We start from the raw sequence: 14,652 nt of genomic DNA, 5'->3' as shown, positions 1-14,652 counted from the left end.
GTAGCGTTATTTTAATTAAACGTGTTGTTATAAAACTTAAAATTGCCCGATACATGCAGCATAGCTAACATATATAACGAACCATTATAGTAACGGTAGTCACCCGTTGGTTGCGATAAAGACCAAAATTCGTTAAAAAATTCATTTGCTTGCCCAGCGTTTGTTGAAGCAAGTAACGCTACTGCATTCGCGGCTTTTTGACCTTCGCCTGCACAGCCTTTGTTTTGCGCTCCACCGTACGAATACACTTGCTCGTAACAGTTATTACTGTTGTTAGTTTTTGCATAACTTAAAAAGCCCAGTGCTTTATTTACTGCGCTTTTATGCCACGCTTGAGCACCCATTAAATGCGCGTCTAAACCCACATTCATAATTACGCGCCATGCATCAAATTCATACCATTGACCTGGGTTTGCTTGGTCGTTAAAAATGTAGCCAATAACAGGGCTGCCATCTAAGCGCGATAAAAATGTAGGTAAGTTCCAATGCGGGCTACCACTTGCTTTTGTAAAATGGTTTTTAAGTAAGGTTCTACTTTTTGTGGCTACTTGTCGCCAGTAATTTTTATCGGCTTGATTAGTTACGTTATTTGCAAAGTAGTCATAAAACGCAGGTATGTGATAAGAAGGGTCTGTTAGGTTATCAATGTAAGGTGAAAAGCGGATTATTTGGTTTTGCATCAGCTTGTTTTTAATTGTGTTTAACATGGTAATGGCATCGTTGTAGTAGTTAAACTCACCCGAATTTCCCCAACGAGCGGAGGCATTAAGTAGTGCAAACGCAAAGTACTCTTCACCATCGGGGGCGGGGCCCTCATCCACTTTATAAACAAAGCCGTTTTGATTAAGCTTTAGTTTCCACGCGTAAACGCCTTGTTTTTTTACATCAGGGTGATTGTCTGGATTTTTTTGATACGCTTTTGCAAAGCGCCATAGGTTATCAAATTCTTCTTGTTTATAAAGCATGACAGCGGCGGTCATTCCCCACGATTGCCCTTCTGTTCTTATATCGTCGCCTTCGTCTGGGTTAATTGCTTTTATGTAGTGTGCTTTATAAACACCGTTTTCGGTGTACGGGTAGTAAAGTTGTTGTGTGTTGTTATAGCCAAACATATTGTCAAAAGTACTATTCACTTTTTGCTGTATATTTGTTTTACCCATTTCTTGTGCGAGGTTACGGTATGCTCCTGAACTGTCGGCGCCTACACTCGATGGGTTATTATTAAATGCAGCAAGTGATTGATAGCTTATTAGCGTTAACAATAAAGTTGTTATTTTAAAAAGTACTTTCATGTTTATCCTCTTTATTTGAATTATATCAGCGTGCAAATTTAATATAGTCTTTTTGACCATTTGATCAAGAAATTCTCAAAATTATTTGTTTATTTTATAAACTAAGTGAGATATGTGAGGTGTTTAAGAAGTGTTTAAAATATAAAAAGCCGCTTAAAAAAGCAGCCTAAATCGACATAAATAGTGTTAAAAGCGTATTTATTGGTTATTTATTAATTGCTACTTTTTTAACCCTTTACCCGTTGCAGCCCAATAAATTCCGCCATAAATATGCTCTGTTAAAAACTCACTTTTATACACAGCATTAGTATGTCCAAGGGCTGTATAAAACGAGCGTCCGCCATCGTAATTGTGATACCACGAAATAGGATGAAACGCCCCCATACCTGAGCCTGTTTTGTTATTACCCCAATCGGCAGTTGGATTGTAACTTTGCTCATCAACTGTGAGTAAGTAGTTTAACTTAGTTAGCTCAGGCCCAAATTCGTACCACTCGTCTGTCCAAAGCATTTCCTGCGGCATATGGTTTAAGCCAATAAAGCGAGTATTAGGTACTTTACTTAGTACGCCAGTTTGAATAACAGGATGAATGTTAAAGGTGCGCCCCACCAGCTTTTGATACCACGCCCAGTCGTATTCGGTATCTGATGCGCTATGAATACCAACAAAGCCTTTACCTGCTTTTACAAATCGCTCAAGCGCGGCTTGCTCTTTTGGGTTTAAAATATCGCCTGTGGTTGATAAAAATACCACTACATCAACATTTTTTAAGTAATCGTCGTTAAAATAATGGCTTTCTTCGTGCCAAATTAAGTTAAAAAAGTGCTTATCGGCTAAGCCTTCTAGTGCTTTAACGCCTTCGGTTTGCGACTTATGGTGCCACCCTGCGGTTTTTGTAAATAGCAGCACATTAAATTGCTTTTTAGGGAGGGTATCAAACCCTGTAGCATTACTTTTTTGCACTGTTGCCATACTCAGTGCCAATACAACAAAGCTTAATAGCCAACCCTTATATGCGAATCTAGATAAAGAAAAAGACATAGTATTCCTATTTAAAATGAACAAACATATTAGCCGTTAGCCGCCCTGTTTGTGGACACGACGAAATATCGGTAGAGGTGTTAAGTAAACTGGTGTGCAGCAAATACCCAGGAAACACAATAAGCCTATTTGGCTTATATTCTATGTGCTTGTAGCACTCAAACTCACTGTGCTGCGTGGTGCAGTAACTAGGCTTTGTATTATCTAATTCAAGGTATTGCTGAGCATGTGTTAAATACGTGTTTTTGCGCTTTGTGCTGATTGTTTCAAACCCTGTTTTTTTATGCCTAAAAAACCCAGTGCCGCCATGCTCGCCTTCGCCAAGGTAATGAATAATGGCAATTAAGTTAGGATCGTTGGTATCAAAGTGTGGCAAGGTTTGTATTGGTGATAGCTGCTGCTCGGTTTTGGTAATTAACGATAAGGTATTATCTTTTGGGTATGGGGTAAGTGTTTGCCCAATATTAAATACGTTATAAAACCCCTGTATAAGCGGCTTTAAGTAATCAACCACACATTGCTTTGGCAGCGGCATGCGTAAACCAGGGTATTGAGTGAGTTCGTCAGGCTTAAACTCGCCACTGTTGTTCTCAGCACTTTTAGCTAAGTTTATAAGTTTTTGCGGCACACTCAGGTAGTCGTCAATTATAATAATTGGCGTTTGCTCTTGCCCTATCAACTCATACTGCGGCTGTAAATTATTGCAAAGTGTTAGCATAGTGCTTAGTTAGCCTTGCAATAATGATTAATAAAATCGATGTGGCTCGGTAAACTATTTGCTTTTTTAGCCACATGGTTTTTTATTGATTCTAAAAAGCGCTTTAACTCATCATCGCTCATACAATCAACAATTGGGTGATAATTTTGCGGCACTAGCCCTTGCCCTAACATCACTTGTAACCACGAGGCTTCGCCAAATAACTCTTGCTCTGCTTTATAAACATGCCCACTTTGCTTAAATAGCTCAATGCGTTTGGCAAGCGACTCTGGAATTGGCATGTTTTTACAGTAACGCCAAAAGTCGCTGTCGGTGCGCTGCGTCACATGGTAATGCAGCACAATAAAGTCGCGAATGTTTTCGGCCTCAAAGCGCATTTTGTTATTAAAGTCATCTTGATAGCACGACTCGATTGCTTTGGTTGGCATGTTTTGCATTAATCTTATAATGCTTTGCTGAATTAAATGAATACTGGTTGATTCCAGCGGCTCAATAAAACCACTTGCTAAGCCAATAGCAACACAGTTTTTGTTCCAATGTTTACGCCGTGTACCGGTGCGGTATTTAATAACGCGCGGCTCATTAATAGGTTTGCCTTCTACGTTATTGAGTAGCGCTGTTTTGGCCTCATCATCGCTCATGTATTTACTACAAAACACTAAACCATTACCACGGCGGCTTTGCAGCGGTATTTGCCACTGCCAACCACATTTATGTGCCATTGCACGCGTATATGGCACTATTGGGCTTACTAATTCGGTTTGTACTGCTACTGCGCTGTCGCACGGGAGCCAATGGCTCCAATCTTCGTATCCGGTGTGTAGCGCTTGCTCTATTAATAAACCTTTAAAGCCGGTGCAATCTATAAATAAATCACCCTCAATAATTTGCCCGTCACCTAAAGTAAGCGATTTTATAAAGCCATTGGTGGGCTCTAAATTAACTTTGCTTATCATGCCTTCTATACGTTTAGCGCCGTTTTGCTGTGCAAAATTTCGTAAAAACTTAGCGTACAAACCGGCATCTAACTGATAAGCATGGTTACGGTCTTGATTCGGCACTACGGCAAATTTACCCAAGCGACTTGCTACGTGCTCTGTGCAATAATCACCAATATCGGCTGCTACACCATGTTGCATCCCTTTTAGCCAAAAGTGCTGAAAACCTGCAGCCCAACAACCTTGCCCCACATAACCAAATGAGTGAAAGTAGCTTTGCTGGTTTTGTTTCCAGCCCTCAAACGATATGCCTAATTTAAACGTGGCATTAGTGGCTGCCATAAATTCTGATTCGCTAATTTTTAGTAAATCGTGAAATATATGCAGCGTAGGAATAGTTGACTCCCCGACCCCTACGGTAGGTATTAAATCAGATTCAACCAAGCATATTTCAATATTTTTACCTAGCAGCTTTGCCATTGCAGCGCTGCACATCCAACCAGCGGTGCCGCCACCTGCTATTACTATTTTTTTAATTGCATTTTGATTCATAATTCAAACCTTACAAGTACGCTTAGCGTCTTAATTTATTTTGTAATTCGGCTCTTAATTTACGCGCTGTTAGCTTATCCATTGGCTTTGTTAAAATAGCCTGTGCGGGCTCTGGTATGTGGGTAAATTCGTTATCAGCAAATACATAGTAATTAAACAAGCGTTGCCATGCTGCGCGCTCATGCTTTGGTAAATTACGTATGTTTAAAATAGCAAGGTGCAACGCATTAGTAGGCTGCCCATACACCGCAGGCGTATTTTTAAACCAATAATTAAACAGTATATTTAAACTGCCAAGCCCCTCTACTTGGTGCCACCACATGCTGGGTAATATAAGGGCATCGCCGGCTTCAAGATCAACGGTAATTGCCGCTTTTATTGCCTGCTCAAACTTAGGGTATTGCGTGAAGTTGGGCGCAGTTGTGGTGGTTAAGCTTATTGGCTGACCACCGGGTGCTTTATCAAGCGGGCCTATGTATAAATTATCTATTTGATCGGGGGTAAATAAAGTAAAACGCCTTTTACCTGCAACACAACATGCTAAATTTTGCGCTACGTCGTAATGTGCTGGTACGGTAACTTTTCCGCCTGCCCATACATTAAATAAACAGCCTTCGCTTAATGCGTTAACGTGGCAGTATTTAACCAAAGCAGGTAAGCACTGTGCAATGCTAGTAGAGCCAATGTATAAAGTGTCGGCTTGCGGGTTATTTGCACTTTGCGCTATTTGCTCAAGCGCATTAATAAATGCCGCTTGCTGATTAGTAAAATTAAAACCGCTCATATCGCTGTTATACCCTACAACCCCGCTTTGACTGGCAGGTATTGTACAAGTATTAACTAAAAAACCTTCGTAAAACGGCGTTAAATAATCAATCGCTGCACTGTCTGACTTTTTAGCAGCAATAACTAAGGGCCAATCGGTCACAAACCCTTTTAGTACAATAGGCACAGACGAGTTTAAAAGCTCATTGGGCAACGTACTGGGAGTTAAGCCACTCAGCGTTTGAATATTATTTGCTAAATTTTCCATAGCTAAGTACTTACACAGCGTGCTTTTGTAGCATAAGTTGCTCGTTTTTAAGCGCCACTAAATCACGCACATGTACTTGCGATGCAATGATCATGTATATACACGCTAAATACCCTTGTGAATACAGCTCTGCAATTGCCTCGCTACTTAGCTGGTTAAGCGAGTCTTCGTTTATGGTGTAAAAACCGAGTAAGTTATGTTTAAGCCCGTTTACTAAATCAAGCTCTAGCGATACCGATTCAAGCAAACCATGTTTAATCAAAGTTTTAATAAATGGCTGATTTTCTTGCAAACCATGATGCAGGTTGTCGAGCACGTTTATGATGTTTTCGAGGTAATCGCTATTCCCGCCGTGTTCTAAAAATAAGTTAATACCCTGCTTTGTTGACACTTTTGGCGAGTCTAAATCAATGCTAAGCATGCGCTCTTGCGTTGCCACACCGTTTTGCATTGTATTTTGAGTCGCTATAGCAAAAGGCAGTCGCTGCATACTCAGTGGAATATAGTGTGCTTGCCATTGCTGGTTTACTAAAAATAAGTTTTCGTCTTTATTTATGCCGTACAAACACACCGGCGAAAATGTATTTGTTGTATCGTCTTTGGTAAAAAATATTGGGTAATGTGCTTGAGCGACTCTAAATTCGCTCACAAATGTTTCGCTATACCAAACCCCGTCACCTAGGTGTGTGCTGCGTGCAGGGTTTATTTTTAAATGCTGATGTTCAACATTATTTAATAATGCATGATTGGCCATGGATTGTGTGCTCCAATTGTTGTTGTGTGCCTTTACCTATTGCTACACATTAAATGTAACTAATAAGTTAAATTCACATTGACTATAACAGCTGGGTATTACTATTGCTAGGCTAATTTAGGCAAATAAAAAAGCCGCAAAATGCGGCTTTTATAAGGTTGCTACAAGAGTAATTTATTAAAAATTATAACGAACACCTAAACCGTAACGAGAGCCAGTTTGAGTGATGTTATAAATCAACTGTTGCTTACGCCCGTACGATGTTACGTACTCGTCAGTAATGTTTATACCTTCAATAAATACAGTAAGTCCCTCTACTGCGGGTACTTCATAACTTACGTTAAAGTCTATTTGGTAATACTCATCGGTGTAAATTGGTGCGGTTAAATCGCCATTTACACGACGTTCATTTAAAAACGAGTCGCGCCAGTTATACGCAATACGTGCTTGTAAGCCTTCTTTATCGTAAAAGAACACCACGTTTGCTGTATCACTTAACCCTACGAGTGCTTCTGTATCCTCTAGCGAATCGTTGTCGTATTCAAGACCCGAGTCAACCATGGTGTAGTTAAAAATACCACCAAAGCCTGACTCACCAAATAAATGCTGAATATTAAATTCAAAGCCATCAATGGTGTATTCTTGGTCGCCATTTACAGGCACGTTTATTCTAAAGTTAATTGGATCGTCTGAGTCTGGGTCACCAACAATTGTGCCGCCGTCTAATTCGCCATCTTCATCAAATTTAGGTTGTACATTTGGATCATCAGCAAAGTTTTCAAATATATAGGTTCTGATATCTTCGTTAGATGCATTAGCGCCAAGTGCCGCTGTAGCAGCCCTAAATTTTTCACCATTTAATGGATCCGCTAAGTTAAATATATTTGAGTCGATAGTACCTGTAGTGATCCAATTTGTTACGTCTTTTTTAAAGTAACCAAACGAAATATAGCTACCTTCGCCGTAATACCATTCACTTGATAAGTCATAGTTAATTGATTCAAGCGGTTTAAGTCCTGGGTTACCAGAGCCACCCGAATAACCACTTAAGCTACCGCCGGTATTAATAGTTGTACCGCCTTGCAGTTGACCATAACCCGCTCTTGAAATAGTTTTGCTCGCTGCTGCGCGAATCATTACATCTTCAACAACTTCAATATTAAAGTTAATATTTGGCAGGAACTGGCTGTAATCTGCCGACTGGCTTAGCGTTTCAATACCGGTAACACCGGTTACTGATGTAGCTGTATCTTCGTTCCACTCTACGCGACTGTAACCGGGTGCGGTTGCTTTAGAAAATACGTCTGTTTTTTCGTAGCGTAAGCCAATTTGCAGGTCGAAAAACATGCCACTCAATTCGCCTTTGTAATTTACTTGTGCAAAAGCAGACTGCGTTTTTTCTTCAGTAAAGCGGTTTGTTGCTGCATCCCAGTTGGTTGAGGCACAAAATTGTCCTTCGCCGTTTGGTCCTGCCGCTGCGCCGTCGGCTGCTTTACAATCACCGTAAAGGTTATCTACGTTGGCAATCGGATCTGCGTACTCTGCTGCATTTACAATCGTGTCAAAGTCGGCAAAAAAGATTGTATTAAATAAATCATATTCGCCTTGTGTTGCAGTGCCTTCAAAATTACCCGCCTTAGCTTGAAACTTATCTAAAATAGTATCTTGGCGCCAATCGATATCAGCGAAGTCGCCCTCAACACCAACACCACCCCAATCTGGGCGCTGTACTTGCGTATGACGATAATGGTTATTTACTTTATTAACCGCAACACCAAAATCAATGCTTAGGTTGTCGTCAATGTAGTAGTCGCCCGAAATTTGCGTTTGATCGATTTCTGAATCGTATTTATCGTTTGCAAACCAGCTACCCGATAAACGCATGGTTTCTGGCGTGAAATTTTCAATATTACCAATAGCAATACCTGGTAAATCACCGGTTAAATCAAGCCCTGAGCGCGAACGTGTGTACGACGGTAACTGAATATTATTACGTGTACCGTGGCGTGGATCAGTTGCTTTCATTGACGCTTTTGAACTGTGGTGATCAAATTCTAGGTTAAGCTGATCCGATACTGCCCATTCTAGGTTAAAGCCTAATGAATCTGTTTTTTCTTCGCGACCCCAAGAACCCACCGTAAGCGACGTATCGCGGTAATCGGCATCACTTTGAATGTCATAAATTTCTGAGTAAATAAGTGGATACGCGTTAGGCTCGCCCGCCCAAACAGATTCACTTCTATCGCCAGCGTAGTTAAACCAAACTGACGCATCAGTGTGCTGCTCTTCAACGGTTGTTCTAAACGTAGTGTAGTCAAGGGTTGCTGTAATGTTTTCAACAGGTTGATATTGAAAAACTAGCTGGCCATTTACACGTTCACGTTGGCGTTCTTCAAACACATAACGTGGTTGTTGCGGGTTTGAATAAATACCTGATGTAGGTCTGTTTGCTCCGCCCTCTGCGCCTGCAGGTACACCGCCCCACCCTGTATTTGTGTAATCAGATGCTCTGTAGCCTTGATCTTGAATAAACTGTTGCATACCGCTTTCACGGTCTTGGTAGCTACCTGAAATAGATATACCAAATTTATCGTCACCAAATGTTTGCGAATATAAACCACTTACCTCCGGTGTAATACTGCCCTCATCGGTTGATTGATCGTCTACAGCTTTTACGCCAAACGATGCTTTTATACCTGGGCTATTTAAAGGCCTGTTTGTTGTTAAGTTTATAGTTGCGCCAATGCCACCTGAGGTAACACTTGCGTCTGATGTTTTATAAACTTGCACGCCCGATACGCTTTCAGATGCCACATTTGCAAAATCAAATGTACGGTCACCTGTTGTATTTGGAAGTTGGCGGCCATTAATAGTAATTAAGTTATTAGCAGGTCCAAATCCACGAACTGTTACGCGGCTACCTTCACCGCCCGCTCTATCAATTGATACGCCGGTAATACGTTGTAGCGATTCAGCAAGATTAGTATCAGGAAATTTCCCCATATCCTCAGCCGAAATAGCATCGACAATACCAGAAGAGTCGCGTTTAACATCCATAGAGCGCTGCAATGAACCTCTAATGCCTGTTACTTGTATTATTTCTACATCTTCGTCAACAATGGTTTCTGCAGCGTAGCTTTGGTGAGGAAGCGTAACGGTACCCATTGCAGCGAGTATGGCTGTTGAAATTATCTTTTTCTTAAACATCATGATGCCTTTTTCTTATTTAATTATTATTGACGTACTGCAAGACTTTAAGAATTACTCGAAACATAATTGTAAACTATTTGTTTCATTTTACGGTCAATAAATAATTATTGTGTGTGTATGTTTTAAACGTTTTACAAAGACCACAACCAGTTTTAAACATGTGCTACTCAACTAAAAACCATTAAGTAACAGGATGTTTATGCTAATTCTTTGTGCTAATTTTTTGCTTTAAAATATTTTCATTTTGTCATATGTCCTCAGCTTCCTCTTATTTAGACCATTAACAAAATAAATTAATGGTCATATTGACTATATCTTTTTTGTGCAAATAAAAGCTTAAGCTTTGCTTACGCAGATAAATTGCGTTGTTTGTAACTATTTATATTAAGCGTGTTCATATGGGCTTATTGTTTGGATTTTTCCGTTTGAGTCGTGCTCAAGCTTAGCCATTTTCATACTGCGTAAATGGGTTTGTCCGCCCGACAACGTACTGTCGTGATAAAATAAAAACCAACCATCATTGTGCTTAACAATTGAGTGATGTGTGGTCCAACCAAGTACTGGGTTTAAAATAACGCCCTGATAGGTAAATGGTCCGTATGGGTTATCGCCCGTTGCGTATACAATTTTGTGCGTATCGCCCGTTGAGTACGAAAAGTAATAAATACCGTTATGTTTGTGTACCCAAGGACCTTCAAAAAACCGGCGGTTGTTATCGCACACTGTAATTGGCGAGCCGCTCTCATCTAGTACAACAACCTCTTTTACGTCTTCGCTTAGGCTGATCATATCTTCCGATAATTTTGCAACGCGCGCAGGAATTGCAGGTTCACCATTTTTTGGATACGTGCTTTGTTCATTAAATTCGCTGGTTTGCCAATTTTGTAATTGGCCGCCCCACAAGCCACCAAAATATAAATAATGGCTTGAGTCGTCATCTTCAAATACAGCAGGGTCAATACTAAACGTCCCTTGAATGTAATCATCTTCGGCTTTAAATGGACCTGTTGGACTGTCACTTTTTGCAACGCCAATTCTAAAAATACCTTGCTGATCGCGCGCCGGAAAATAAAGGTAATACTGACCAAGTTTATGCGCAGCATCGGGTGCCCACATTTGCTTACTTGCCCATTTTACGTCGTCTACACAAAGTGCTACGCCATGGTCTATGGCTTTGCCTGATCTTTCGTCAAGCGAAAAAACATGGTAGTCGCGCATTGCAAAGTGGTCGCCGTTATCATTAATTTCATTTTTTGATTCAATGTCGTGCGATGGATAAATATACACTTTGCCGTTAAACACATGCGCAGACGGATCGGCGGTATACATGTGATCAACTAATACATTATGATTTTGTATTAACGAGTTGGCTCGTTGTAAGTCTTTTAACTGTTTAAGTTCAGCGTCACTTAACCCATTAGATGGGGGTGCTGCTTGCGCTGTATTTTGCATTTTTACTCCTAGTATTGCCTGCCCACTTTGCGCTTTTAAAAAGGCGCAAAGTGGGCTGCTAAATTAGTTTATGGTTTTGTTATCAGCCAGCTGCGTTTGAATGCGCTTTACTTCAGGCTCGGTAAGTTTGTAACGTGTTATAAAAATTAAGCATGCCACGGTACAAATTACTGGAATGCCGGCAAAGGCGAGTAAAATGCCTGATAACGTGTGTTCTGATTGTTCTTGATTAGGCACGTATGCATAGCCTGATAATATCCACCCTGCAATAGCACCGCCGATTGCAAAGCCTAGTTTTATTGCTAATAAATGGCCCGAAAACGTAACAGCGGTTAATCTGCGACCAATTTTTAAGGCGCCGTAGTCAACCGTATCTGCCACCATTGAAAACATAATTGGGGTAATTATCATGTGGGCAAAGTTAGCAATAAAGTAGACGATAAAAATGGTAACTATGGCGTCGCTCTCAAGTACGTAGAACATGCTATGAGAAACAATCACCACCACTAACGCGGCGATAAAAAGTGTTTTCTTTTCAATAAATTTGGTTAAAAAGTTAGTAGACACAGCGCCTAGTACTGAGCCAATTGCTGAGAGTGTTAAAAAATTAGAAGTAAGTGAGGCTTCTCCTACGTAGTACTTAATATAATGCGGTGCTACAGAGGCTCTAACGCCAATTAAGATTAATGTTGCTAGGCTTATAACGGCTATAACAACCCATTGATCGTTTTTAAATAAGCTTAAAAACTCAAGAAAGGCATTCTTTTTAGTTTGCGCGGGTTTAACTTGTTTGGTTTCTTTAGTCATTTTAAAACATAGTAAAAAACAAGCCGCAGCAAGTCCGCCTAAAAACACCATTGCTAGCGGGTAACCTACTACATCGTCGCCGTCGCCAAAAAAAGCAACCAGCTTTGGCAGTGCCCATACAATTACAAGCAGAGCTGACATTGCCATTGCAAATCGGTATGACTGAAGCGATGCACGCTCTTTAGGGTCGTTTGTCATTACTGCGCCAAGTGCGCCATAAGGTATATTAATAGCGGTATAACACGTCATTAATAGCCCGTAAGTAAAGTAGGCATATATAAGCTTGCCCGTAGAATCAAAATCTGGGGTTATAAATGCTAAGCAAGCAAACACACCGTAAGGCACGGCTAAAAATAATATATATGGGCGGTAAGAGCCCCAACGGCTGCGCGTTCTATCGGCAATGCTGCCCATTATAGGGTCGGTAATACCATCAAATAAACGAACCGCTAATAATAAGGTACCCGCAGCGGCTGCAGATAAACCGTAAACATCGGTATAAAATATCAACATAAAGTTAGCGACCATTTGAAATACAATATTACTGGCTGTATCACCAAGGCCGTACCCTATTTTTTCTTTAATTGTGAGTGTGTGTTTTGTGTTGTTCATGTGTGCTCAATTTTCAATGCAAATCGATATAGTCAAAAATACTATATGCATTTTTGGCGCATGTAAACATTTATGTTACATTTTTAATCAGCCAGTAATTTATTTAATACATGGCGCTAATTAAGCGCTAAATTTACTAACATACAAAGGTATTATTCGTTCAATAAAAAACCAATACCAAACCAAAGCCGAATATCGGCGTTAACGCGTAAAAACAGGTACAGTGTATAAAGTGATTAATTAAATAGATGTGATTGTTTTAAATAGGAATTATAAAAGCTTTTTATTTGCGCTTTACCCACCTTTTATATACCCTTAATAGTCTTTATAACAATATCTTCGTATAGCTTTGGCTGAGTAATTTATGCACTATAAAACATCAAACATTTCTAACAACATCGACGAAGAATCGATTCCTGATGACTGCATTAGTAATCTAACCGTAGATAATATTGTATTTGCTATTCATGAAGGTAAGTTAAAGGTGTTGCTGGTTAAATATAATCGAGGCCTTGCAACAAGCCAATGGGGTTTAATTGGTCATTGGGTTCGTAAAGATGAAAACTTAGACCTTGCAGCTTTACGTGTTGTTAAAAGTACGACCGGTGTTGAAAACCTTTATTTAGATCAGTTAGGCGCGTTTGGTAACGTTGACCGCTACCCTGCTAGACGTATTATAACCATTGTTTACTATTCGCTCGTACGCTTTGAAGAAACCAATCTTGTGAGCGGCGACAATGCTTTAGAATGTGAATGGTTTGATGTAAATAACGTTCCCCCTTTAATATTTGACCACGCCGACATTTTAAAAAGTGGCTTAGATTACTTACGCTATAAAGTAAGGCACGAGCCGATTGGTTTTAGCCTGCTCCCTGAAAAGTTTACATTGCTTGAGCTACAAGGAATTTACGAGTCAATTTTAAATAAATCACTCGATAAACCTAACTTTAGACGTAAGTTCCAAAAAATGAACTTGCTAATAAACTGCAAAGAAAAACAAACCAACGTAGCTCACCGAGCTGCTACTTTGTACCGTTTTGATATAAACGTATACGAAAAATTAAGAGAGTTTGGTTTTACATTTGAGTTTTGAATACTGTAGTGGCATAGTTAATTTGGCCACCCATTAAGAAAGAAATGTTATGCTAATAAGCATACAAATTTGGGTGAAAAAAATGACGAAATTAAAACGCGCAACGTATTCTGCTGCAATCAAATTAGAAACAGCTCAGCTTGTAGTTGATCAGGGCTACACGCAAGAAGATGCAGCTAAAGCTATGGGGGTTGGTAAATCAACTGTAAGTAAGTGGGTAACTCAATTAAAGCAAGAACGGAATGGCCAGTCCCCATTGGCTTCACCAATGACGCCTGAACAAATTGAAATCCGCGAACTTAAAAAGCAAATCCAACGCATCGAATTAGAAAAGGATATATTAAAAAAGGCTACCGCTCTCTTGATGTCCGACTCCCTGAGCAATTCTCGTTAATTGAGAAATTAAATCAACGAGAGCGTTACCCAATCAGCGTGTTGTGTAGCGTATTCAGAGAGCTGCCAAGTACCACAACATCAATATAAACGCGGTGGTAATGAGCACCTTGAAATCCCGAATTTTCTAGATAGGCAGTTTGATGTTGTTGAGCCGGATACGGTGTGGTGCGGTGATGTGACGTATATTTGGACAGGTAATCGCTGGGCTTATTTAGCGGTCGTTGTTGATTTATTTGCACGCAAAGTCGTTGGTTGGGCAATGTCATTGTCGCCAGATACTAACTTAACGCTAAAAGCGCTTGAACTCGCGTATGAAAGCAGAGGAAAACCCACAGGACTGATGTTTCACTCAGACCAAGGAAGCCACTATACAAGCTTGAAGTATCGCCAACGTTTATGGCGCTATAAAATCACACATAGCATGAGTCGGCGCGGAAATTATTGGGATAATGCGCCAATGGAACGATTTTTTAGAAGCTTTAAAACGGAGTGGATGACAAAAGTTGGATATGAAAACTTTGAAGAAGCTAAATATAGTGTGAGTGATTATATCAACGGATATTACAACAATGTTAGACCACATTATTATAATGCAGGTTTAGCACCAAATGAATCTGAGGTTAGATACCAAGATTCTAAAACTGTGGCCAAAATTAGTTGACCACTACATACCAACATTTAAGTAAAATAAATAAAAGTACATCTGAAGGAAAAAGCACTACCTACTCTTGACCACCCGGTCCAAGGGGCAGTA

10 protein-coding genes and 1 pseudogene are annotated in these 14,652 nt (G+C 40.1%); 2 read left to right on the top strand and 9 right to left on the bottom strand.

Annotation, left to right across the window (positions count from 1 at the left end; translation table 11 throughout):
• Window positions 1–11: 11 nt before the first annotated feature.
• From H5122_RS02465 to H5122_RS02425, 9 genes are all read right to left on the bottom strand, one after another.
• Complete coding sequence (locus tag H5122_RS02465) at window positions 12–1,292, bottom strand: glycosyl hydrolase family 8 (protein ID WP_182681190.1); 1,281 nt, start codon at window positions 1,290–1,292, stop codon at window positions 12–14.
• A gap of 219 nt (window positions 1,293–1,511) precedes the next feature.
• Complete coding sequence (locus H5122_RS02460; RefSeq protein WP_182672185.1) at window positions 1,512–2,333, bottom strand: ThuA domain-containing protein; 822 nt, start codon at window positions 2,331–2,333, stop codon at window positions 1,512–1,514.
• Between the two features lie 7 nt (window positions 2,334–2,340).
• The gene (locus H5122_RS02455; protein ID WP_182681189.1) at window positions 2,341–3,051 is read right to left on the bottom strand and encodes a DUF6445 family protein; all 711 of its coding nucleotides are present in this window, start codon (window positions 3,049–3,051) and stop codon (window positions 2,341–2,343) included.
• Window positions 3,052–3,056: 5 nt separating this feature from the next.
• Window positions 3,057–4,541 carry a tryptophan halogenase family protein gene (locus H5122_RS02450; RefSeq protein WP_182681188.1) on the bottom strand — a complete coding sequence of 495 codons (1,485 nt, stop codon included), beginning with the start codon at window positions 4,539–4,541 and terminating at the stop codon, window positions 3,057–3,059.
• A 22-nt stretch (window positions 4,542–4,563) separates the two neighbouring features.
• The gene (locus H5122_RS02445) at window positions 4,564–5,574 is read right to left on the bottom strand and encodes a cupin-like domain-containing protein (protein WP_182681187.1); all 1,011 of its coding nucleotides are present in this window, start codon (window positions 5,572–5,574) and stop codon (window positions 4,564–4,566) included.
• A 10-nt stretch (window positions 5,575–5,584) separates the two neighbouring features.
• A complete protein-coding gene (locus tag H5122_RS02440; protein WP_182681186.1) occupies window positions 5,585–6,328 on the bottom strand; it encodes a SapC family protein in 744 nt (247 codons plus the stop codon).
• 177 nt (window positions 6,329–6,505) lie between these two features.
• Entirely contained in the window at window positions 6,506–9,535 is a 3,030-nt protein-coding gene (locus H5122_RS02435) for a TonB-dependent receptor (RefSeq protein WP_182681185.1), read from the bottom strand.
• A 387-nt stretch (window positions 9,536–9,922) separates the two neighbouring features.
• A complete protein-coding gene (locus H5122_RS02430) occupies window positions 9,923–10,990 on the bottom strand; it encodes a glycoside hydrolase family 43 protein (RefSeq protein ID WP_182681184.1) in 1,068 nt (355 codons plus the stop codon).
• A gap of 63 nt (window positions 10,991–11,053) precedes the next feature.
• Window positions 11,054–12,409, bottom strand: coding sequence for an MFS transporter (locus tag H5122_RS02425; RefSeq protein ID WP_182672191.1), 1,356 nt, complete (start codon window positions 12,407–12,409; stop codon window positions 11,054–11,056).
• A 364-nt stretch (window positions 12,410–12,773) separates the two neighbouring features.
• On the opposite strand from H5122_RS02425, the gene H5122_RS02420 reads away from it, so the two are divergent.
• Window positions 12,774–13,502: an NrtR DNA-binding winged helix domain-containing protein gene (locus H5122_RS02420; RefSeq protein ID WP_182672192.1), complete on the top strand. Its 729-nt coding sequence runs from the start codon at window positions 12,774–12,776 to the stop codon at window positions 13,500–13,502.
• Between the two features lie 82 nt (window positions 13,503–13,584).
• Window positions 13,585–14,559: pseudogene (locus tag H5122_RS02415) on the top strand (IS3 family transposase).
• Window positions 14,560–14,652: the final 93 nt, after the last annotated feature.

The organism is Pseudoalteromonas sp. SG43-8 (assembly GCF_014164245.1).
In the GTDB taxonomy this organism is placed as follows: Bacteria; Pseudomonadota; Gammaproteobacteria; order Enterobacterales; family Alteromonadaceae; genus Pseudoalteromonas; species Pseudoalteromonas distincta.
This window is presented reverse-complemented; position numbering and strand designations above follow the sequence as displayed.

Excerpts from the sequence above, each read along its gene's own strand:
- H5122_RS02465 (WP_182681190.1), bottom strand. The coding sequence starts at position 1,292 with ATGAAAGTACTTTTTAAAATAACAACTTTATTGTTAACGCTAATAAGC.
- H5122_RS02460 (WP_182672185.1), bottom strand. The coding sequence starts at position 2,333 with ATGTCTTTTTCTTTATCTAGATTCGCATATAAGGGTTGGCTATTAAGC.
- H5122_RS02455 (WP_182681189.1), bottom strand. The coding sequence starts at position 3,051 with ATGCTAACACTTTGCAATAATTTACAGCCGCAGTATGAGTTGATAGGG.
- H5122_RS02450 (WP_182681188.1), bottom strand. The coding sequence starts at position 4,541 with ATGAATCAAAATGCAATTAAAAAAATAGTAATAGCAGGTGGCGGCACC.
- H5122_RS02445 (WP_182681187.1), bottom strand. The coding sequence starts at position 5,574 with ATGGAAAATTTAGCAAATAATATTCAAACGCTGAGTGGCTTAACTCCC.
- H5122_RS02440 (WP_182681186.1), bottom strand. The coding sequence starts at position 6,328 with ATGGCCAATCATGCATTATTAAATAATGTTGAACATCAGCATTTAAAA.
- H5122_RS02435 (WP_182681185.1), bottom strand. The coding sequence starts at position 9,535 with ATGTTTAAGAAAAAGATAATTTCAACAGCCATACTCGCTGCAATGGGT.
- H5122_RS02430 (WP_182681184.1), bottom strand. The coding sequence starts at position 10,990 with ATGCAAAATACAGCGCAAGCAGCACCCCCATCTAATGGGTTAAGTGAC.
- H5122_RS02425 (WP_182672191.1), bottom strand. The coding sequence starts at position 12,409 with ATGAACAACACAAAACACACACTCACAATTAAAGAAAAAATAGGGTAC.
- H5122_RS02420 (WP_182672192.1), top strand. The coding sequence starts at position 12,774 with ATGCACTATAAAACATCAAACATTTCTAACAACATCGACGAAGAATCG.